General features: G+C 34.7%; 18 protein-coding genes and 3 tRNA genes. 3 read left to right on the plus strand and 18 right to left on the minus strand.

What is annotated here, in order from left to right; genetic code table 11:
• The 17 genes from HMPREF1252_RS02410 to uvrB form a co-directional block, all read right to left on the minus strand.
• Nucleotides 1-216: a Maff2 family mobile element protein gene (locus HMPREF1252_RS02410; protein WP_002838961.1), complete on the minus strand. Its 216-nt coding sequence runs from the start codon at nucleotides 214-216 to the stop codon at nucleotides 1-3.
• 18 nt (nucleotides 217-234) lie between these two features.
• Nucleotides 235-540 (minus strand): single-strand-binding family protein, encoded by a 306-nt coding sequence (locus HMPREF1252_RS02415; protein WP_023059387.1) that lies wholly within the window; start codon nucleotides 538-540, stop codon nucleotides 235-237.
• A gap of 190 nt (nucleotides 541-730) precedes the next feature.
• Nucleotides 731-1,597, minus strand: coding sequence for an Abi family protein (locus tag HMPREF1252_RS02420; RefSeq protein ID WP_023059175.1), 867 nt, complete (start codon nucleotides 1,595-1,597; stop codon nucleotides 731-733).
• Nucleotides 1,598-1,753: 156 nt separating this feature from the next.
• Nucleotides 1,754-3,556: a VirD4-like conjugal transfer protein, CD1115 family gene (locus HMPREF1252_RS02425; protein WP_023059168.1), complete on the minus strand. Its 1,803-nt coding sequence runs from the start codon at nucleotides 3,554-3,556 to the stop codon at nucleotides 1,754-1,756.
• Nucleotides 3,557-3,600: 44 nt separating this feature from the next.
• Nucleotides 3,601-3,807 (minus strand): hypothetical protein, encoded by a 207-nt coding sequence (locus HMPREF1252_RS02430; protein WP_023059225.1) that lies wholly within the window; start codon nucleotides 3,805-3,807, stop codon nucleotides 3,601-3,603.
• Nucleotides 3,808-4,004: 197 nt separating this feature from the next.
• A complete protein-coding gene (locus HMPREF1252_RS02435) occupies nucleotides 4,005-4,496 on the minus strand; it encodes a PcfB family protein (protein WP_023059397.1) in 492 nt (163 codons plus the stop codon).
• 14 nt (nucleotides 4,497-4,510) lie between these two features.
• Entirely contained in the window at nucleotides 4,511-5,368 is an 858-nt protein-coding gene (locus tag HMPREF1252_RS02440) for an ATP-binding protein (RefSeq protein WP_023059284.1), read from the minus strand.
• Between the two features lie 14 nt (nucleotides 5,369-5,382).
• A complete protein-coding gene (locus HMPREF1252_RS02445) occupies nucleotides 5,383-6,360 on the minus strand; it encodes a replication initiator protein A (protein ID WP_023059400.1) in 978 nt (325 codons plus the stop codon).
• Between the two features lie 86 nt (nucleotides 6,361-6,446).
• On the minus strand, nucleotides 6,447-6,737 hold the full coding sequence (locus tag HMPREF1252_RS02450) for a CD1845 family protein (RefSeq protein WP_036746764.1): 291 nt from the start codon (nucleotides 6,735-6,737) through the stop codon (nucleotides 6,447-6,449).
• A gap of 43 nt (nucleotides 6,738-6,780) precedes the next feature.
• The gene (locus HMPREF1252_RS02455) at nucleotides 6,781-6,981 is read right to left on the minus strand and encodes a hypothetical protein (RefSeq protein WP_155804238.1); all 201 of its coding nucleotides are present in this window, start codon (nucleotides 6,979-6,981) and stop codon (nucleotides 6,781-6,783) included.
• 50 nt (nucleotides 6,982-7,031) lie between these two features.
• The gene (locus tag HMPREF1252_RS02460) at nucleotides 7,032-8,318 is read right to left on the minus strand and encodes a metal ABC transporter solute-binding protein, Zn/Mn family (RefSeq protein ID WP_023059297.1); all 1,287 of its coding nucleotides are present in this window, start codon (nucleotides 8,316-8,318) and stop codon (nucleotides 7,032-7,034) included.
• A gap of 11 nt (nucleotides 8,319-8,329) precedes the next feature.
• Entirely contained in the window at nucleotides 8,330-8,992 is a 663-nt protein-coding gene (locus HMPREF1252_RS02465; protein WP_023059406.1) for a ZinT/AdcA family metal-binding protein, read from the minus strand.
• 1,414 nt (nucleotides 8,993-10,406) lie between these two features.
• Nucleotides 10,407-11,084, minus strand: a complete 678-nt coding sequence (locus HMPREF1252_RS02470) for a DUF6873 family GME fold protein (protein ID WP_023059253.1) — start codon at nucleotides 11,082-11,084, stop codon at nucleotides 10,407-10,409.
• Nucleotides 11,081-11,824 (minus strand): RNA methyltransferase, encoded by a 744-nt coding sequence (locus HMPREF1252_RS02475; RefSeq protein ID WP_023059281.1) that lies wholly within the window; start codon nucleotides 11,822-11,824, stop codon nucleotides 11,081-11,083. Before HMPREF1252_RS02475 ends, HMPREF1252_RS02470 begins: the two co-directional genes overlap by 4 nt.
• 1,390 nt (nucleotides 11,825-13,214) lie before the next feature.
• On the minus strand, nucleotides 13,215-13,988 hold the full coding sequence (locus tag HMPREF1252_RS09195) for a L,D-transpeptidase (RefSeq protein ID WP_023059350.1): 774 nt from the start codon (nucleotides 13,986-13,988) through the stop codon (nucleotides 13,215-13,217).
• Entirely contained in the window at nucleotides 13,972-16,806 is a 2,835-nt protein-coding gene (uvrA, locus tag HMPREF1252_RS02485) for an excinuclease ABC subunit UvrA (RefSeq protein WP_023059191.1), read from the minus strand. Before uvrA ends, HMPREF1252_RS09195 begins: the two co-directional genes overlap by 17 nt.
• On the minus strand, nucleotides 16,803-18,773 hold the full coding sequence (gene uvrB / locus HMPREF1252_RS02490; protein WP_008901648.1) for an excinuclease ABC subunit UvrB: 1,971 nt from the start codon (nucleotides 18,771-18,773) through the stop codon (nucleotides 16,803-16,805). The genes uvrA and uvrB overlap by 4 nt, the downstream gene beginning before the upstream one ends.
• A gap of 279 nt (nucleotides 18,774-19,052) precedes the next feature.
• Here uvrB and HMPREF1252_RS02495 point away from each other — a divergent pair.
• The 3 genes from HMPREF1252_RS02495 to HMPREF1252_RS02505 all read left to right on the plus strand — a co-directional run bounded on the left by HMPREF1252_RS02495 (nucleotide 19,053) and on the right by HMPREF1252_RS02505 (nucleotide 19,314).
• A tRNA-Ser gene (locus HMPREF1252_RS02495) sits at nucleotides 19,053-19,143 on the plus strand.
• Nucleotides 19,144-19,158: 15 nt separating this feature from the next.
• Nucleotides 19,159-19,235 (plus strand) — tRNA-Ile (locus HMPREF1252_RS02500).
• A gap of 3 nt (nucleotides 19,236-19,238) precedes the next feature.
• Nucleotides 19,239-19,314: transfer RNA gene (locus HMPREF1252_RS02505), tRNA-Phe, on the plus strand.
• Nucleotides 19,315-19,806: 492 nt separating this feature from the next.
• On the opposite strand, the gene HMPREF1252_RS02510 is transcribed toward HMPREF1252_RS02505, so the two are convergent.
• On the minus strand, nucleotides 19,807-21,246 hold the full coding sequence (locus HMPREF1252_RS02510) for an amidohydrolase (RefSeq protein ID WP_023059239.1): 1,440 nt from the start codon (nucleotides 21,244-21,246) through the stop codon (nucleotides 19,807-19,809).
• Nucleotides 21,247-21,268: the final 22 nt, after the last annotated feature.

The raw sequence follows: 21,268 nt of genomic DNA on the forward strand, positions 1-21,268 counted from the left end.
TTATTTTAACACGTTTGCTAATAGCGGTATTAGTTTTAAACCTATGAGTACAATTCCCCCTCCAGCCATAAGCTGCTTAATACCTTGAGATTTAGCACCAGGGTTGTCATTCCCATAACCTTCCATCAGGTTGATAACACCCCATGCTCCAAGCCCTGCACCAATTGCTGTAACTAATATTTTTAATACATTTACTGCTTGTGTAAAAAATTCCATTTATATTTCCTCCTCTTTTTATTCTTTTTCAATTTTATTTATGTGCTTTACTATAAAATTTTTAAATGTCTTGTCTTCTTTTTTTGTTTCCTTAAAATATCCAAAAATATGGATGTATTCTCCACTTTTAAATTCCTTCACACTTTTTGCCTTTTCTCCGTAGAGATTACAGTAGATATATTCTTTTTTAACCTTTCCTTCTTCTTTGTTCTTTCTAACTATTGTGAAGTTAGCTACTTCTTTTTCTCCTTCCTTTGTATCTATTGCAGTTGTTTTTATTTCTCCTACTAGATTTCCATTAATATTTAGCATTTCTCTTTCCATTTGTTCTATCTCCTTTATTCCATAAAAAAAGCGATAGTTTTCTCTATCGCTTCTACTTCTAATTCATTAATATTTCATTTTTCTCTGTATCTTATTTTTTCGGCTCATCTCGTATATATTTCATTCTTCCTCCTTTGGGCATAAAAAAACACCGAAATGTTTTTTTCGGTGTAAATTTCTCTATTTAATTTTATGGTTTTAGTAATTCTTTCCAGTTTTCTATAAAGCCAACATGCCTTAGTTCAATATTTTCATATCTTGCTATTAGTTCCGTTAGATCATGATAAAATTTTTTGTAATTTTCTTCTTCAGAAACTATTTTAAGATTTACTAATGTAGCAAATATTGTGTTGTTTGAAATATTCTTTTTTAAATATTCTTTATATAGCTTTGGTGATTTTGTAAGCTTTGCTCCATATAGCCTGCCATAATGGGCACATATATTTCTTATATAGGCAAAATTTTCTATCCAAGATTCAAAGTAATGGTAGTCTGTATTAAAGACTTTTGCAATTTTACTTTTATCTTCATTTTTCATATTTTTATACATTTTAGATAAAGTTCCAAAACTTGCTACTTCTATCACTGCATAGAGTGGAATTTCTCCACCTTCATAATTGTCTTTAAAGTTTTTTATAAAGGGTGAGCGTCTATTTCTTTTTGTTTCTCTTTCTAAATCATTTAATGCTTCTTTATATCTGTTTTTATATTTTCCCACATTTGACAAATCTTTGTAGCCAAAATTTCCATATTTTAAAGAAAAATAGTTTGTGATAACTGCTCTTAAAGAAACTTCAATATGTTCTATTATTTCAAATATGAGTTGTCTAAGTTCTCTATCAAATTTATATAAACTTACAATATCTTCAAAACTTATTCCTGATATATATCTTCCATCTTTTTTTAATGTGATACTATAAGCTTTAATCAGCCTGTAATAGGATATTCTTTCAAGAATTTTCTTAGCATAAGTTTTATCTTCTACTAAAAGTCCTAAGTCTATTAAATTTTTTACTTGATTTTCTATACTAATCGGTTCTTGATAGATTTTTTTCATTTTTTCTCCTAAAATCAAATGACCCGACTTGGTCCGCATTGTTAAGAGGCGTGTCGGGTGCTGTTGACGTTATTATATGTTATAAAATATTTTTTGTCAAGTATTTTCTTTTAATCTTTCCTAAATATCTATCTTACTTCTTATTTAATTTTAAATTTATTCATCTAATATTTCAACTACCATACTCTCTTTTAACTTAACCTCATCTTTTCTCTGTAGGTATTTCTCTATGTCAAATATATTTCTCTTATCATAATCTTCCAATAACTTGTAATTCTTATGCTTTGTAATATCAAATTTATCAGATAGAAAAGGTCTTACTCCTCTTAGCTGGTATATACACTTACCACCATCCATTACAGTTATTTCATCTTGACTCATAAGTTCCTTGCCAGTCTTTTGATAATTTAGTCCAAAACTCTTTTGATTCGATCTTGTTTCTGATGTGTTATATAGGTCTATGGTTTCTTTGCCTAGGCTTTCAGATAATTCTTTTAATGTTGTTCTTTCTTTGCCTCCTAAAAATAACGTCGAATCACAATTGCCAACTATGGTATCTGCATTATCTTTATAGATACTTTTTAGTTGTGATTGTGCTTGTAATATTATACAAGCTGATATTTCTCTACTTCTAATAGTTGCTATCAGCTTTTCAAATTTAGGAATTAAGCCGATATTTGCGAATTCATCAAGTAGGCATCTCACATGAACAGGAAGTCTTCCGCCATATTCATCATCTGCTTTATCACATAATAGATTAAATAATTGTGAGTACATTATAGATACTACAAAATTAAATGTATCATCTGTATCCGATATTATTACGAATAAAGCTGTTTTCTTTTCTCCAAGTGTATCAAGCTCCAGTTCATCTTCTTTCATTAAGTCACTAAGTTCCTGAATATCAAATGGAGCAAGCCTTGCTCCACAGGATATAAGGATTGATTTGGCAGTTTTTCCTGCTGCAAGTTTGTATTTCTTATATTGTTTTACTGCAAAATGATTTGGCTTTTCTTTTTCTAATGCTTCAAACATATAGTCTACTGCATTTTTAAAATTTTCATCTTCTTCTCTTACCTCACTTGCATCTATCATAGCAAGTAAAGTTGTAAAATTCTGTTCTTCTTTAGGAGCTTCATAAAAAATATATCCAATTAAGGCTGTATAGTAGAGTTTTTCAGCTTTTACCCAAAAATCCTCAGTTGATTTTTCTCCTTCTCCCTTAGTATTTGCAATTATTGTTTGTACTAATTTCAAAATATCTTTTTCACTTTTCAAGTATGCAAATGGATTATATCTCATGGATTTTTTAAAGTTTATTGTATTTAGTATTTTTATCTCATATCCATTTCTTTCCAACATTTTTCCGCATTCCAAGACTAATGTTCCTTTTGGATCGGTTACTACATATGAAGAGTGCATTTGCATGAGATTTGGCTTTACAAAAAACCTTGTTTTACCACTACCAGAACCTCCAATTACCATTACATTTTTATTTCTCGCATATTTTGGATTTTTAGGTCTATTGTTCATGGTAAGTCTTTCAGTTTGAGTTAGTAGCACATTGTTTTCAAACTTCTTGTCAATGTATGGCTCAATGTCTTTTTCATTTCCCCATCTTGCCGACCCATATTCTCTGCCCTCTCTAAACTTTTTTGCATTTTTCTTTTTCTGTATAAGGATTAACTTAATAACTACTGATAGAATTAGACCGGGTATCAGGTTTTTTATTTTTAATGATGGAATATATTTTAAAGTATCTATTTGACTAAAAGCTACTAGAATTCTATCTATTATATTTCCTCCTACATAAGAGTTGACATGGCTTGCAAAGATATTTCCTATATAAAAAAATAAGAGGTAAGGAAAATTTTCTAATACAAATTTCTTCTTATCTCTTATCTTAAAAACATTTTTTATATCTTTTATTATTTCATTTAGTATTTTCGAATCAATCACTTCCTCTCCATAAAAAAGAGTAGATTTCTCTACCCATTAGCATCTTATTTATCTTTTTTATATCTTATTACTGGAACTTGTTTTATTTTTTTACCTATCTTTTTTCTTTCCAAGACAAAAATCATATTTTCATTTCTTTTAAAATATCCTAAATCTTTATGATAGCTTATACCACACTTGCAATGTAATAGACCTCTAAACTGTTGCTTCATCTTTGAGTTACATATGGGACATATTCTTTTATGTGTCATTTTAAACCACCATTATACTTATATTTTACTTTCAAAGGTATTTTTTAGTTTCTTTCCTAATGCTTCTGCTCTCATTTTTTATCTATAGATAAGAGAAATTCTTCTACTGGATGATTCCAATCTTCTTTTTCATAGTATTCAACAATAAAGCTATTCATGCCTTCTCATCATATATATTATATATCCAAGTGTTTTTATTATAAACTTTGTTCCTGATGCTTATGTTTAATCTTATCTCTGTCAATAGTATCTTTGACTTTATCCTTGAAGTTATTAAGCCTTTCTATTACAGATTTCCTTTTTCTTGACTTATCTTTAGTAAATTTCTGGACTGTCTTTTTAAAAGCTTGTTCCATTACTTTTATATCTTTTGCTTGAAAAAAGATAATGTTGTTTCCATTTTCTAAATCTTTCTTTATGGAAAATTTCACCCCATATCTTTTTAATTCTTTTTTCAATGCTTTTAAGTCTATGTCATTTAATTCTAAGGTTTCTACTTTACCTTTTTTTACAAGATCTTTTACTTTTACTTTTTTAAATTTTTCTAAGGGTCTTGACTGTTCTGTCTGCGCTTTATGTTTATTTATTTCTAATATTTTCTTCATCAAATTTATAACTTGCTTGGCTGTAACTATCCCCGCTTTTTTTACTATGGCTATTGTTCTGCTATTTATATCATCATTTTGCATTCACTCACCTACTTTCATTCTTTTTTTAATATTTCATAGGCTAATTTTGATTTCTCCTTCATTTTTTCTATTCTTCTATTTTCTCCTGTAAATATAATGGGACTGCATATTTCAAGTATCCTTGAGTAAATTCTTTTATCTTTTATAGTTTCAGGATTAGTTAAAGCTGATATATTTAAGTTTGTTGTTATAATTAGAGGTTTCCCACTTCTATATCTACTATCTATTATGTTAAAGATATGCTCAGATGCAAAATCTGTATCTCTTTCCATTCCAAAATCATCAATAATTAATAGTTTCTTATGATTTAGGTTATCTATATACTTACTCTTATCAATCTCAAAGTTAGTCATATCATTTAAAATTACTGAAAAATTTGTCATTTTGACTGATATTTCTTTTTCTAGTAAAGCATTTGCTATAGCACTTGCAAGATATGTTTTTCCACATCCCACATTCCCTGTGAGAATTAACCCTATATTATTTTCATATATTTCATCAAATTTTTCCACATAGTTTTTTGCTACTTTTTCATGCTCACTATCTTTGTCCATATTTTTAAAATTCCAATTTAATAAGATAGGATCAGAAAAACACTCTTTTTTTAAGTGTTCAATTTTCAAAATCCTTTTATTTTCTTTTCTTTTTTCTTCCTCTAATTTTTGTCTTTCTTTTTTACATTGACATAAAATACCAACTTTTTTTATTTCTCCAAAGAAGTCTATTTCTTTTTCAATTGGTGTTTTACATTTTGCACAATATTTTAATCCTGTTTCTTGATCTATATAACTCCTATTTTCTTCATCTTTTGATGGACTATTTGTTTCTGCATTTTTTATTTTCTGTTCTAGGATTTCTTTTATTAATTCCATATACTCATCTCCTATCAAGTATTTAAAATTTCTCTCCAGATATCCTCATCATTACTATAGTCATAATTTTCTCTTTTCTGATCTTCTCTCTTTATGACTTCTATGTTTCTAATATTTTCATCTGCATTATATAAGAGAGTCAGTAGATAGGCATTAATGTTTTTAATATCCTTTGGAGCATTTTCTCTTAGGTATTTCAAAACATAGTCTATGTGTTTATAGTTAAGACTTAGAAATCTTTCTTTAAAATTTTCATTGGATATATGCCTCCCTCCTATTTTAATCTTTGTAAAGCTAGTTAATGCCTTTACAAGTACATTTATCATTACATCTACTTGCTTCTTTTCTTCTATTCTTACTTTTTCAAAGGTTTCATAAGATATATTCTTTTTTATAGTTTCTTTTAATTCTTCCTCCTCCAAAGTTTTTTTTGATTTTTCTCCTAGCTTTTCTAAGGGGGATATGGGGGTGGTATTATTATAATCAGTATTATTAGTTTCAGTATTATTAATATTAGTATTATTAGAGTCCTCTTTTGAAACTTCTTGAGGTTTGTTTTCTAAACTTCCTGAAGTTTGTTTTTTAAACTTCTTGAGGTTTGCTTTTGAAACTTCTGTAGTTTTATTATTTTCTGTGTAAATAAAGTTCTTTACATAGAGTAAATTTGGCTTTCCAAGTCCTAACCTCTTTTTTTCTAATAATCCTATCTCTTCAATTTCTTTCATTACTTTGACCGATTTATTTCTCCCCCAATTTAATACTTCCATAATTTCTTCTATGGTATAGATGATGTATACCTTGTTTTCTTCATCTAACCATTTATTCTTAATTGACAAGCTCATTCTATCGAGTAGAATTCCATAAAGAATTTTTGCTTCTACGGATAGTTTTTTAAAGTTTAAGTCGGTAAATAAAGTTTTGGGAATCCTAAAAAATGAATATTGTTCTGCTTCATTGCCATAATAGTATTCAAATTTAACTATTTCTTTCATCATAACCCCCTTTCTTTTCATATAAAAAGAGATAGCTTTGATTTTGCTATCTCTTTTTCATCGTTTTAATCTATTTATTTTTATATTTAAATTACTTTTATTCTTTCATTCACCCCTTCTATCACTTCTATAATAAAATATCCTAGCACTGGTAAACCATAAGGACTAAAAAGATATGCTAGTATAAACGCATCTATAGCAAGTGCTTTTTCTCCATGATAAACAGATCCTAAAAATCCCATAATAGCGATAAATGAAATCAGTTTGAAAAATATTGTGCTGAGTCCTAATACAAACGTTAAAAATAGAATTATGATACTTAACGCTATCCTAATAGGAAAAAATATGATTTTGAAAAAAACTCTAAATATTATCATATTCTCTTCAATCCTTATTACTTATGTTTTCTTTTCTTTTTTGTTAATTTAATAAAAAAGATGACAGACTTAATCCTAAATCGTCTTGTTTAAAAGTTTTGTGGAAGCCTTTAAACTTTGATTTTAATGGATTTATTGTATCTGTCATCATTATATCACTGTCCCCGGAGCCGTTTTCTCCAGTGATAACCACAACTTCTTTTTCTTCAAGATGAAAGTTTAAATCCTTTAAAACATGTGCCATTCCATAGGAAAAAGAAAGATTATTTATTTCTAAAATATTCAATTTCCACCTCATTTCAGAGAATTATATAATTTTTCTAAATTCTCTCTCATTATATCAACGTAGTCCTTACTGTCATCTAAAATATATTCCATTGAAGTCAAGTAGTCGGTCTTGCCTCCTATTTCACTTGCCAAGGTATCTGCGCCTTTGGTTTCGTTGTTAGCTTCGTAGAAAATAGTGTTTATATGTTTTGCCTTGCAGAACATAATCGCCTTACGAATGGTCTTAAGACTTGGCGTTTCTGTAGATACAAGCCCTTGCAAAGGATATTGTATAAGACCAAATTCTCTCGCCAAGTATTCATAGGCATAGTGAGTCACTACAAACTCTTTGTTCTTTAAATCTTTGAACTTATCCCTGTACTCAACCTCTAAATTGGTTAAATCTTCTATTGCATCTACCTTATTCTTGTAAAATTTTCTCTTAAGATCTGGATACTTCTTTTCAAGAGCTTCAAAAATCGTATTGTAGTAAGATTTTGCATTTTTTAGACTTAGCCAAGAGTGAGGGTCATAAGTCACTCTGTCAAGAGAAGAAGTCGATCCACTTAGATGAACTTTGAGATCAATCTTTTCACCAGTGTTATCCAAAATTTGGTAAGGAAGAATCTTTTCAGAAACCCTGTCCGCTATGAACACCCAGTCGCCACCCTCTGGCATCTTGTAGTAGATAGCGCCGCTTTCGTGACCCATCTCAAGGGAATAAACCTTGTCCTCTTCTACATCAATAGTTTCCTTTTGACGAACGAGCACTCCTTTTTGTTCCATAATCTTCTTGCCCTTCTTGATTAGCTCATCCTCTTTCATGCCATTCTTCTTTAAAAAAGCAACCCTCATCAAATCTTCGTGGGTGTGACCGAACTCAATCTCATACTTCATCTTAGGATCGGAATTAAACTCCGCCATGTAAGCAAAGTCGCCGATGGCAGCCTGACCCTTGTAAGTAATAAGTTCAATATTTTCAGAAAGAGTTACAATCTTAAGATCAGGAAATGTCTTCCTAACCTGAGGCAAGAACTTCTCCATATTCGCACCGTTAACAAAGAAAATATCCGCCTTCTTAAGCTCTCTTAAATCCTTTGGAGTCGGCTCCCACATGTGTGGGTCCTTGTCAATGGGCATAAAATATCTAACATCTAAAGCATCCTTAGCAATATTTTTTGTCATTGTGTATATAGGATAAAAAGAGGTATAAACAATAGGTTTCCCTCCTTGTTCTACCTCTTTTCTTTCACATCCAACTAATAAAACGACAAATAAAAAGACTAAAGATAAAACTTTTCTTTTTATTTTCATGTTGTCTCCTATTATTCAGCTATTTCATTTGAAATTTGTTCTAAAGTTGAGTCAGGTTTTACATAAGTAGGGAACCATTTGTCCATACCTAGTAATTCATTTTCGTCGCTACCATATCTCATGTGGAAATGGATAAGCTCTTCTTCTGGGTCAACACGCATCAAAAGTAGAATAGGGAATTTTGAATCTGGGTTCTTAGATTTGAAAACAAACCATTCAAGATCCTTGCTGCCGAATTTAGTCTTTTGTTCGTGGACAAATTCGTACTCAGAAGTTTCTATAGCCTTTCCGTCTTTATCTTCGAAATTATCAAGGAAAGTAACATTGTTACCTTCTATATTCATACCTAAGAAATCAGAATGTCTTTTTTCTTTGTAAGCAGCCTTAGCTTCTTCGGCAGACTTGCCATCTTTCTTTCCAAGAGCTTCATAAGCACCTTGTACTTCTTCAGCATCTAAGTAACCTTCCATACTATTCCAAGTACCTTCCCAATCAGCAAGAGTTACGCTGTCTTCAGATTCTTTTTCAGAACCTTGGTTCTTGTTAGCATCACTTTCTACATTAGTTTTATTATTTTTTTCGTTAGCAGCTCCATTATCATCTTTTTTACCACAGCCAACAAGTAGAGTTAGGCAAAGTAAAAAAACTGCTATAAATTTAAAATTATTTTTCATTAAAATCCTCCTGGTATAAAATTTTATGGATGTGAATCATCAACAATTGAAATTATAAAGTACGTAATTATAGTTGTCAAGCTTTTTGATAATTTTTATCATTTTTATTTTAAAGTAAAGTAATATATTTAAAAAAATCTGTTTTTGTTACAAGAAATTATCGGAAGATAGATAAAATTTCTAAAAAATTGGTTCTAGGAAAAGAGATTCCATGAATTTTATATTAAACTCTTTTTACTTAGGCGAAGCCGTACAACAACAATTGCTACTACATAAATTCGTAGCGGAAGCATCTTGCTTCCACAGCCGAAGGCTACAATAAACTTTGCAAATAGTTAACACCTATCTAGCGAAACCTCTCCCAATTAGTCATCCTGAGTGTCAAAGGATCTCTGTACAGATTAGCCACCCAATTGCAGTCACCCTGAGCGGAAGAGCCGAAGGCTCTGGAGTCGAATGGGTATAACCTCCGAGGGTCAAGTCAAGACAAGTGAAATAATTTCAAAAATTATGATAAATGTAAATAAATATCCTATACTTCTTTAAAACCATATTCTTTCTCCTTCATATCTTTTTTTACGAGGGAGAGGGAGGGAATTAACGTCTCTCGAAAAAACCTGCGGTTTTCTCTTCGAGACTCGCAGTTTCCTCCCTTCTCCCTCGAGCTCCCTCTACCCACCTCGCATTAGGAGGTTTTTGTAGTGATTTTTTTTATCCGGCTAAAATTTTCCAAACTCGCTACGCTCAAACAGTGGAAAATTTCTTAACGCCGGAAGCAAAAATCACTCGTGGTGGCTTAGAATTTAATCTGTAGTAGTCATCGAGTAAGGATTCTATGGAGTAAGTCGAAGAAAGGTTCTAAATAAATCATGAAGAAATCTTATGCAATTGCATCGTAGCTGAAGTATCTTGCTTCCACAGCCGAAGTGATAAAGTCTTTAAAATATACCGATGAATGTCATCTATCGAGCGAAAGTATGCCCAATAACAGTCATCCTGAGCGAAGACGACAGAGTCGTCGTAGTCGAAGGATCTGACCTATATTTAACTTAACTAGGCAATTATTTTAAAAATCTCCCAACTACAGTTACCCTGAGCGGAAGAGCCGAAGGCTCTGTAGTCGAATGGGTATAAGCTATATTTAACCAAGACGCATTGCAAATAAAAAATAATTAATTATTTTGATGCTCTACATAGAGCATGAGTTAATTTTTTATTTTCTGGTAAAACTTCTGTGATAATAAATATCTTTTATATAATCAATTTTTTCTTTTCCCTTCAAAATTTTTTACGAAAGACACTATATTCTACTGCAAAAGATTTATACTTTAGTAATAATACTTATTATCATCTCAAAAAATTCCATACAAAAAAACCTGCCTTGCGACAGGTTAATTTAAATATTTATTTTTTATCAATATATTTCCATTAGAGTTCCGAAATCTTCCAGCTCTCCTTTGGACAACACTATCGGTCTTGCCACTCTTGCGATGGTTTCCCTCGAAGTGTGATGGCTATAATTTCCAGTCAAGTAGTGGTAGTTGAATACTTTGCCCGATGCTCCGCCGATAAATCCATACTCATAATTTTTTAGTTTGATTTGCCCTGGATCGATGAGGAAGATTCTAACTTTGTCTCTTAATTTCTTAAATATTCCCATGTCCGAAGTGATTAAAAAATTGGATCCCACAAAGGTGGAACACTTGCTATATCCCTGTTTCACGTCCACCATAATATAGTTGTGCCTCTTGTAATATTCTAGGAGCACATCATCTGTCAGACTCAAATTGTGAACGAAGTACTTGCCGAAGCAAAACGAATTTAGTCCCACGTATTCACTGTAGGTGGATCCGATTTTCTTTGCCGATGGGATTACCTTCCTATCGTGGAAAAGTTTTTTGTAATAGTCGAGATTATCTTTGTCAACTACCATGGTTCCGTCGGGAAGCTGGTGCACCAACAGGTCCGGATGCCCCTTTAACCCTTCTGGCAGGTTTTCATTTGGCGTGGTGTAGATGACATTTAAATTAAAACTTTCCAATTTTTCCACGATTTCTCGATTTATTTCATAATTTACTAGTATTCTCTTCATTTTGTCATCTCATACATAAATAGCGATGCCGCCACCGCTGCATTTAGGCTGTCAATATTTTTATCCATAGGAATCAGAACAGCTTCGTCGCAAATTTCTAAAATTCCTTTCGATACTCCTTGAGCTTCACTGCCGATGACCACAATAGTGTCATCCCAATCCGTCTTTTCCCTTATACTTTTTCCCTTTAAGTCGGCACAGACGATTTTAAATCCATTTCTTATGTCCATTAAGTTTATATCTGAATACACCTTAGTTCTAAAAATAGATGCCATGGTGGAACGCACCACCTTTGGTGAGTAGAGTTCCGCACATTCGCTGGAAAGTAGCACTCCATCAACGCCAAAGGCTTCTGCAGTTCGAATTATAGTACCAATATTTCCAGGATCCTTCACCCCATCGAGGTAAAGATACTTTCCAGGTTTCGGCTCGAAAGTTTGATTTTCTACTTCAAAATATCCGATGATGCCTTGAGGAGTCTTGGTATCAGAAAGAGTTTCGAAAACTTCTCTGTCATAGATGTCGTAAGGGATATTTTTCTTTTCTAAAAGATTTATAATTTCGCCAAAATCCTTCTTATCTTCTATAGCCACATACTTTGGATCTATGAAGTCCAGTGCCTCCCTAATGACTACAGCACCTTCAGCTAAAAATAAATTTTCTTTTATTCTATATTTTTTTTGAAGCAAACTTCTATAATACTTTGCTTTTTTATTCTGTCTACTTTTTATAATTTCCATAATTTAATTATACATGAAATAAAGGGAGTTTTCACTTAGGTTGTTTTATGTTTGTATGGAATTTATTTTTTATATTTGTATCTTCTGAAATTATTTTATTTGCAAAGACTTGACCCTCGGAGGTTATACCCGTTCGACTCCAGAGCCTAGCGGCTCTTTCGCTCAGGGTGACGACCACCTATAAGTTTTATTAAAAGGATAACATAAAGGAATACAGTCACCCTGAGAGGCAGTCAAGTTCTGCAAATCATACTTCGCAATGCTCGTCTTCTTTGGAACTCTTTGCACAAGACCTGCTGCGAAATCAAAGATTTCGGCTAGGGCTTCGAAGGATCTCTCCACTAGTGGGATTGGATTATTGATGTGGTTGACATGTTTATAGCTCGAGATGTGTTAATCATCGTTATAGTTTAAAAACTTTACGCCTTCGGCTGTGGAACCTGGAAGGTTCCGCTACAGGTTTTACATATAAGGATTGGTTTTTCCACGGCTACGCCTGAGTAAAGATTTCTCTTATTTTTATATTTTAATTTAATGATTATTTATTTTTCGTAGCGGAAGCTATTAGCTTCCATTAACCTAAATACTAAATTCTTCTCCCTCAGCCGTTAGGCGTGCAAAAATATAAATTCTAATTCATCTCATAGAATCCTTAATCAATGTCTACTACAGATTTAATTCTAAGCCACCACAAGTGATTTTTGCTTCCGGCGTTAAGAAATTTTCCACTGTCTGAGCGTAGCGAGTTTGGAAAATTTTAGCCAGATAAAAAAATCTCTACCAAAACTTCCCCAATGCGAGGTGGGTAGAGGGAGCTCGAGGGAGAAGGGAGGAAACTGCGAGTCTCGTAGAGAAAACCGTAGGTTTTTTCGAGAGACGTTAATTGCGTTAAAGCCCTAGCCGAAATCTCCGATTTCGTAGCAGGTCTTATGCAAAGAGTTCCAAAGAAGCCGAGCATTGCGAAGGCTGATTTGCAGAACTCGACTGCCATTCTCCCTCGTAAAAGAAAATTTGAAGGATAAAGAATTGGTTTAGGTTATACATAGAATACTTATTTACATTTATTTTTTTATAATCTTTGAAAATTTTTTCACTTGTAAGGATTTAACCCTCGGAGGTTATACCCATTCGACTCCAGAGCCTTCGGCTCTTCCGCTCAGGGTGACTGCAATTGGGTGGTTAATCTGTACAGAGATCCTTCGACTTCAAAGGCTAACGCCTTTGCCTCTCAGGATGACAAATTGCGATGGTTTTCGCTAGATAGGTGTTAACTATTTGCAAAGTTTATTGTAGCCTTCGGCTGTGGAAGCAAAATGCTTTCGCTACAAATACAAGACACTTTTTCCCAAACAAAAAAGTCCAAGACTTATTCTTGAACTTTCTTATATTATTAATATTCGTATAGATCCTCTGTTTCGTAATTTTCTACCACTGGTTTTTGGGGTGTATCTTTTGGTGCTGCATTAGGATCTATTTCTTCAAAATATTGGTAAACTCCCCAGGAATTTAATTCTTCATTTCTTCCTATATAAACTGGCATACCCACCTTAGATGCTGGGAAGATATAGTTTTCTATATCGTGATTGAACATTCTTATACATCCGTTGGACACATACATTCCTATTTGATGTGGTTTTATGGTGCCGTGGATTCCATATCCGCTGTACTTACCAAGGTTTAGACCCATCCATCTCTCTCCAAGTGGATTGTACGGATCGTCTGGAGAGGTAGCTTTGTACTTGCCGCCCATTCCTCCCCAAGCTGGGTTCACATGTTTGTTCATGATCTTTCCCTTTACCGCTGGAGTTGGTGTTGCTGATGCGCCTACCGCTACTGGAAATTTATATAGAACTTCATTTCCCTTGTACATAGTCAAGATCCTATTGGTTAGGTTTACTGTGATCCAATTTCCATTTGTCGGTGGTTTTACATAGTCCCTCACTCTGATATTTTCAGTGTGAAGTACTTTTTTCGTCATCGCATCTATAACTCCCGTAGTTGGCACGTTTAACTCAGCTTGAAATCTCTTTATTCCTTCAATCCTTGCTGCACCTTTTAAATTTGAAAAATTATTTGGTCTTGTGTAGGCAAGTGATGAATTTGGTAAGGCTGCTGAGATTATGATTAGTGCCGCTAATACTATATTTTTAATTCTTTTTTTCATTGTCACCAAGCACTTTCTTTAAATATTTTCCTGTGTAGGAATTTTTATTTTTAACTATTTCTTCCGGGCGTCCCGTTGCCACAATCGTCCCTCCTCCAGAACCTCCTTCGGGTCCTAGGTCGATTATGTGGTCCGCCGTCTTTATTACATCTAAATTGTGTTCGATTACCACAACTGTGTTGCCCCTGTCCACCAATTCTTGGAGAACTTCTATAAGCATGTGGATGTCCGCAGTGTGAAGACCTGTTGTCGGTTCATCTAAAATGTAGATGGTGTTTCCCGTTCCCCTCTTGGATAGCTCCGTTGCAAGTTTAATTCTCTGTGCTTCTCCTCCAGAAAGTTGGGTGGATGGTTGTCCTAATTTTATATATGATAGTCCTACATTTTGTAGTGTTTCTAGTTTGCGAAGTACCCTTGGATGGTTCTCGAAGAATTCTATCGCTTCTTCCACGGTCATGTCAAGCACGTCAGAAATATTTTTGCCTTTAAATAATACTTGCAGTGTCTCCCTATTGTACCTCTTGCCTTTGCAGACTTCGCAAGGTACGTATACATCTGGTAGAAAGTGCATCTCTACTTTTATTATTCCGTCTCCACTACAAGCTTCGCATCTTCCGCCTTTCACATTGAAGGAAAATCTGCCCTTCTTATATCCACGCATCTTGGCTTCGTTGGTCATGGCAAATATATCTCTTATTAAATCAAAGGTTCCAGTGTAGGTTGCTGGGTTTGAACGCGGTGTCCTGCCGATAGGACTTTGGTCAATGTCTACAACCTTGTCTATATTTTCTAATCCTTCGATTGATTTATATTTTCCAGGCTTGATCTTCGATTTATTTACCGAAGAAGCGAGGGCTTTGTACAGAATTTCATTTACCAAGGAACTTTTGCCTGAGCCGCTAACTCCAGTGACACATACGAATTGTCCTAGTGGTATCTCAACATCTATATCTTTTAGATTATTTTCTGCTGCTCCATGAATCTTTATGGTCTTGCCTGTATATTCACGCCTTGTTTTCGGAACTTCTATTTTCTTCTTGCCAGATAGATACTGTCCAGTTATGGATCTTTCGCACTTTTCTATGTCTTCCACCGAGCCTGTTGCGACTATCTCTCCACCGTGGATTCCCGCCTTCGGACCGATATCTACAATCATATCACAGGCTCTCATAGTATCCTCATCATGTTCAACTACGATTAGTGTATTTCCAATATCTGTAAGCTCTCTAAGAGTTTTCAAAAGTCTGTCGTTGTCCCTTTGATGAAGTCCAATGCTCGGCTCATCAAGGACGTAGATAACTCCCACCAAGTGAGATCCTATTTGAGTGGCAAGACGAATTCTCTGTGCCTCTCCACCGGAAAGTGTGCCCGCCATTCTAGACATGGTTAGATAGTCGAGACCGACATTTTTTAAAAATCCTAGACGCTCTCTTATTTCTTTTAGCACCTGTTTTGCGATTATCTCTTCCTTTTCAGAAAGTTTTAGATTGTTGAAAAATTCCAGTGCATCAACGATGGACATATCCGTCACTTCTGCAATATTTTTTCCATTTACCTTTACTGCTAAAGAAGCATCTTTTAGCCTCTTGCCATGACATTTCGGACATGGTTCGTCAGACATAAATTCATCAATCTTGTCAATAACTCTGTCAGAACTAGTCTCAGTATACCTTCTCTTTAAATTATAAATTACGCCTTCCCAGTTGCCTTTGAAACCAGTCATGCCGCTAAACATTGACTTGTACCTTATATTTACATTGTACTTCGTTCCGTAGAGAATGTCATTTATCATTTCAGGAGGAGCATCTTTAATCGGTGCTTTCTCGCTGAATTTATAATGTTTTGCAATCTGTTTAAAGATCTCCATGTAGTAGGTGCCGTCCACATTTGAAAATGATGCGATGGCGCCTTCGCTGATGGATAGGTCCTTGTTTGGGATGATCAGTTCTGGATCTGGTTCCTTTGAAAATCCAAGTCCATTACAAACTTCGCAGGCTCCTAGTGGACTGTTAAATGAAAACGAACGAGGAGTGATCTCTTCTATTACAATATTACATTCTGGACAAGCTAGCTTAGATGAAAACACAAATGTTTCCCCATCTATAACATCGACATTTACAATTCCGTCGCTGGCATTTAGAGCAAGCTCAAGGGAATCGCTAAGTCTTGACTCGATTCCTTCTTTAACTATAAGTCTATCTACTACTATGGAAATATCGTGGAATGTATTTTTGTCCAGTTCCACTTCTTCGGCGGTTATGTCAAGCATCTCACCATCTACAACCGCTCTTATAAATCCATCTTTCTTTATCTTATCAAGAACCTTTTTGTGGGTTCCCTTTCTTCTTCTCACTACTGGAGCGAGGATTACAATCCTACTTCTCTCCTCCAGTTCCATAATTCTGTCCACCATTTGATCTACTGTATAGGAAGTTATTTCCTTGCCGCAGATTGGACAGTAAGGATGACCTACCCTTGCAAAGAGAAGTCTCAAGTAGTCGTAAATCTCCGTTACGGTTCCAACGGTTGAACGAGGATTCTTGCTGGTGGTTTTTTGGTCAATAGAAATAGAAGGACTCATCCCTTCTATGCTCTCAACTTCTGGCTTATCCATCTGTCCCAAGAACTGTCTCGCATAGGAGGATAAACTCTCAACATACCTTCTTTGCCCTTCCGCATAGATGGTATCAAAAGCCAGTGAGCTCTTGCCCGATCCGGATAGCCCTGTAAAAACTATAAATTTATTTCTCGGCAGAGTTAGATTCACATTCTTTAAATTGTGTTGCCTTCCGCCTTTTATAACAATATTATCTGTCAATCAATCATCTTCTTTCTAAGTTCTTCTATTTTATCACGAATCTCGGCAGCAGCTTCGAAGTTCAAGCCTTCTGCCTCTTTGTACATTCTAACCTTTAAGCCTTCAATCATGGCTTCTATTTCATCATTTGTAAATTCATCGTCCACTTTGTAAGTTTCGTTACTTTCCGATGCAATTGTGGTGGCGATGACATCCCTAATTCCCTTTTCAATGGTCTTAGGAACTATATTGTGATCTATATTGTACTGATTTTGAATCTTTCTTCTTCTTTCTGTCTCGGTTATGGTTACATCCATTGACTTGGTGATGGTATCCGCATACATGATTACTATACCGTCCACATTTCTCGCAGCACGACCAGATGTCTGTATAAGAGAAGTCTCAGAACGAAGGAAACCTTCCTTGTCCGCATCTAAGATTGCAACGAGGGAAACCTCTGGTAGGTCCAGACCTTCACGAAGAAGGTTGATTCCGATTAGCACATCGTAAACACCGAGACGAAGATCTCTAATAATTTCCATTCTCTCAATAGTATCCACGTCGGAGTGCATATAGGTAACCTTGATTCCAAGTTCTTTAAAATACTTGGTAAGATCCTCCGCCATTTTTTTCGTAAGAGTAGTGACAAGAGTTCTCTCGCCCTTTTCTGCCCTCTTATTTATTTCAGAAACTAGGTCATCGATTTGACCTTTAATAGGTCTTACCTCAATCTTTGGATCGAGAAGTCCAGTAGGTCTTATGATCTGTTCCACATAATTTTCTTGATGTTCCTTTTCGTAAGGCCCAGGTGTGGCACTGACGTAGATTGCCTGATTGACCATGGACTCAAACTCGTTAAACCTAAGAGGTCTATTGTCTAGGGCAGATGGAAGTCTAAAACCATAGTCCACCAAGGTCTGCTTCCTAGATCTATCACCGTTGTACATTCCTCGAATTTGAGGAATCGTAACGTGGGATTCATCGATGATTAAAAGAAAATCCTTAGGAAAATAATCTATCAAAGTGTATGGACGACTTCCCGGTTCTCTACCGGAGAGATGTCTCGAATAGTTTTCTATTCCAGAACAAAATCCCATCTCTTGAAGCATTTCCAAATCGTAGTTGGTCCTCTGTTCAAGCCTTTGAGCTTCCAACAGCTTTTCCTGACCACGAAGTTCTTTTAATCTCTCGTCCAGTTCAATCTTTATAGTTTCAATCGCCCTGTCCACCTTTTCAGAAGAAGTGGCAAAGTGGGATGCAGGAGTAATAAATGCGTGGTTTAAATATCCAGTTATATTTCCAGTTAGAGTATCTATTTCAGTAATTCTATCGATTTCGTCACCAAAAAATTCAATACGAATGGACCTGTCGGAGCTAGATGCAGGAAATACTTCCAAAGTATCTCCCCTAACTCTAAAGGTACCCCTTATGAAATTTATATCGTTTCTAACGTATTGAATATCCACAAGCTTCGACATGATTTCGTTTCTGTCCCTTATCATACCAGGGCGTAGAGAAATCGCAAGATGCTCATAATCAATCGGGTCTCCCAGACCATAGATACAAGATACAGACGCCACAATAACCACGTCTCTTCTTTCAAAAAGAGCCATGGTGGCTGAATGTCTCAGTTTATCGATCTCATCGTTTATAGAAGAATCCTTTTCAATAAAAGTATCCGTTCCAGGCACATACGCTTCCGGTTGATAGTAGTCGTAGTAACTGACGAAGTATTCAATTGCATTTTCCGGGAAAAATTCCTTGAACTCGCTGGCAAGTTGGTATGCAAGAGTCTTGTTGTGTGCGATTACAAGAGTCGGTCTCTGCACCTTTTCAATTACATTTGCCATGGTAAAAGTCTTGCCCGAGCCAGTAACTCCCAGCAAAGTTTGATGTTTATAACCTTTGTTTAAACCCTTGACCAAACCATCAATAGCTTCCGGTTGATCTCCTGTTGGTTTAAATTTTGAATGTATCTTAAAATCCATAATCTAACCTTTTATATAAATATATTCTTTCTAATATATTATATCTTAATGAGAAGAAAAATATTTGTCAAATGTATGTTCCTTAGGTAAAAAACTAGTTTTCAAGGAAATAATCCCCCCCAAAAAATTTTTTCTTTACTTATATAATTTAAAATGTTAAAATAGAATAGCAATTCCAAAGAGATAGATTTATCTCAAATTTTTCTGTTGACAATTCTTAGATGGTCATATATACTATTAAGAGTGATGCGGAAAACATAACCGTAGGGAATTGATACTGGAGAAATACTCAAGAGGCTGAAGAGGCTCCCCTGCTAAGGGAGTAGGGCTCATTAGGGTCGCGAGGGTTCAAATCCCTCTTTCTCCGCCAAGACTCTTTAAGTAGGGGCCTTTAGCTCAGTCGGTTAGAGCGCCCGGCTCATAACCGGTAGGTCCGGGGTTCGAGTCCCTGAAGGCCCACCATATGCCCAGATAGCTCAGTCGGTAGAGCAGTAGACTGAAAATCTACGTGTCGCTGGTTCGATTCCGGCTCTGGGCACCAAGAAACTGTTAAGACATTGTTCTTAACAGTTTTTTTATTTTTTGTTATGTTTGTTTTAATCGGTAAAATATTCTAAATAGGATAACTAACTTCCCTTTAATGAAAGAAATATTAACAAATCTATTCGTCTGATCGAAAATCTGGATTTTACAGTAAAACTTTCAACTACATTCATCCTGATAGACAATCGACTTCTGATGCGAAATCAAAGATTTCTGCTATGGTTTCGAACGATCATAACATTTAAAGAAAAGTTTATGCAATCGCATTTAACAATAGTTATCACAATTTATATAACTCGTAAAAATAATCTCATGCTATCCGGATAGCATTTAAAATAATCTAATGCTCTACGTAGAGCATTAAAAAATAATATAGGTTTATACCCATTTTTAAATAAAAAAAGCTTAGTAGCTCTGCATTTATCTGCAACTACCAAGCTTCTTTTTTATGAAGTTTTTTTAAAAACAATTTATTCTAAATATCTTTTACTTATTTACTAATCTTTGGATCTCGTATTACTATATCATCTTTTAATGGTGTTTGATATTTTTCTCCTCTAAATGCTACCAATTCTTCTTTTGCTTCTTTTAATATTTCAGGGTTATTCATAGCTTTTATAGCTGTTAGAGCTAAGACTTGGATTGCCTTTGCAGTTGCTTTTTTTGCGTATGGTGTGAGTCCTTGCGCTGTCATTTGCCATGTATGAAGACTTGTTCCAAGCGCAGCTGTCGCCATATTAAGTTGGATTGTTGGCGCTGCATAGCTTAAATCTCCAACGTCTGATGTGATGGTCATGGTTCTTCTCTTAAAATCAAGCGGTTCGACTTTTGTTTGTATACCACACTTTATCATTTCTTCTACTTCTTTAGTTTCGAATTCATCTAAAAGTCTTTCTTTTGTAGCTTCTTTTACTGATTCTGCTTGTGTTTCATAGAATTTTCTTGCTAGCTCAAAATCTTTCTCATCAAATTCTGGAGCACCTATTTCTTTAAATGCTTCGTCCATAACTTTTGCCAATGTTTTATTTGAATGGTAATCGGAAATTGCAACGATCATTTTTACTTCAACTTCAGTTTCGCACATCATCGCTGCAGCTTTTGCAATATTGTCCCCTCTTCTTGCTATGTCTAAGGCTTCTTTTATTTTTGGAGCACGATAAAAATATCTAAGTCCTGCATGAGATTGCACGACGTTTGGAGCACTTCCTCCCACATCTTGGTAAGCATAGTGAATTCTAGCTTGCTCAACAACGTGTTCTCTTAAGTAATTTACACCTACGTTCATAAGTTCGCATGAATCTAGGGCACTTCTTCCATTTTCCGGTGCATCTGATGCGTGAGATGATATTCCTTTGAACTTATAATCCATAATTACATTAGCTAAAGTTCCTTCTGTCCATACGGCATTTCGATCTTTTGGGTGCCACGTCAAAGCCATGTCTAAATCATCAAAATAGCCGTCTCTTGCCATAAATGTCTTTGCTCCATCTCTTTCTTCAGATGGTGTCCCGAAAAATTTAACGGTTCCATGTCCTATTTTGTCAATGTAGTCTTTGATTATTAGAGCTGCTCCCAATGCTCCTGTTCCTAAATTATTATGTCCACATCCGTGACCATCAGTCTTTCCTTCTTCTGATTTCTTTTCTGTAAGGTTGGCAACTTGACTTAATCCTGGTAGAGCATCATATTCTCCTGTGAACCCTATTACTGGAGATGTGTCTCCATAGCTTGCTACAAATGCAGTTTCGATTCCTTTAACAGGAGTAATTGTAAAACCGTTTTCTTTTAAAATTTTTCTAAAAGCATCCGCGCTTTTATATTCAATTAATCCTACTTCTGAAAAATCCCAAATTTCCTTACTTAGATTCCATGTTAAATCTTCGTACTTTTCTTGTAAATCAATTACTAATTCTTTTAAATTTTCTTTCATATTATCACCTAAGACTATTTTA

This window comes from Peptoniphilus sp. BV3AC2 (assembly GCF_000478945.1).
Classification (GTDB): Bacteria; Bacillota; Clostridia; order Tissierellales; family Peptoniphilaceae; genus Peptoniphilus_B; species Peptoniphilus_B duerdenii.

Coding starts and splice junctions, on each gene's coding strand:
- HMPREF1252_RS02410 (WP_002838961.1), bottom strand. CDS start 216: ATGGAATTTTTTACACAAGCAGTAAATGTATTAAAAATATTAGTTACA.
- HMPREF1252_RS02415 (WP_023059387.1), bottom strand. CDS start 540: ATGGAAAGAGAAATGCTAAATATTAATGGAAATCTAGTAGGAGAAATA.
- HMPREF1252_RS02420 (WP_023059175.1), bottom strand. CDS start 1,597: ATGAAAAAAATCTATCAAGAACCGATTAGTATAGAAAATCAAGTAAAA.
- HMPREF1252_RS02430 (WP_023059225.1), bottom strand. CDS start 3,807: ATGACACATAAAAGAATATGTCCCATATGTAACTCAAAGATGAAGCAA.
- HMPREF1252_RS02435 (WP_023059397.1), bottom strand. CDS start 4,496: ATGCAAAATGATGATATAAATAGCAGAACAATAGCCATAGTAAAAAAA.
- HMPREF1252_RS02440 (WP_023059284.1), bottom strand. CDS start 5,368: ATGGAATTAATAAAAGAAATCCTAGAACAGAAAATAAAAAATGCAGAA.
- HMPREF1252_RS02445 (WP_023059400.1), bottom strand. CDS start 6,360: ATGAAAGAAATAGTTAAATTTGAATACTATTATGGCAATGAAGCAGAA.
- HMPREF1252_RS02450 (WP_036746764.1), bottom strand. CDS start 6,737: ATGATAATATTTAGAGTTTTTTTCAAAATCATATTTTTTCCTATTAGG.
- HMPREF1252_RS02455 (WP_155804238.1), bottom strand. CDS start 6,981: ATGGCACATGTTTTAAAGGATTTAAACTTTCATCTTGAAGAAAAAGAA.
- HMPREF1252_RS02460 (WP_023059297.1), bottom strand. CDS start 8,318: ATGAAAATAAAAAGAAAAGTTTTATCTTTAGTCTTTTTATTTGTCGTT.
- HMPREF1252_RS02465 (WP_023059406.1), bottom strand. CDS start 8,992: ATGAAAAATAATTTTAAATTTATAGCAGTTTTTTTACTTTGCCTAACT.
- HMPREF1252_RS02470 (WP_023059253.1), bottom strand. CDS start 11,084: ATGAAGAGAATACTAGTAAATTATGAAATAAATCGAGAAATCGTGGAA.
- HMPREF1252_RS02475 (WP_023059281.1), bottom strand. CDS start 11,824: ATGGAAATTATAAAAAGTAGACAGAATAAAAAAGCAAAGTATTATAGA.
- HMPREF1252_RS09195 (WP_023059350.1), bottom strand. CDS start 13,988: ATGAAAAAAAGAATTAAAAATATAGTATTAGCGGCACTAATCATAATC.
- uvrB (WP_008901648.1), bottom strand. CDS start 18,773: ATGGATTTTAAGATACATTCAAAATTTAAACCAACAGGAGATCAACCG.
- HMPREF1252_RS02510 (WP_023059239.1), bottom strand. CDS start 21,246: ATGAAAGAAAATTTAAAAGAATTAGTAATTGATTTACAAGAAAAGTAC.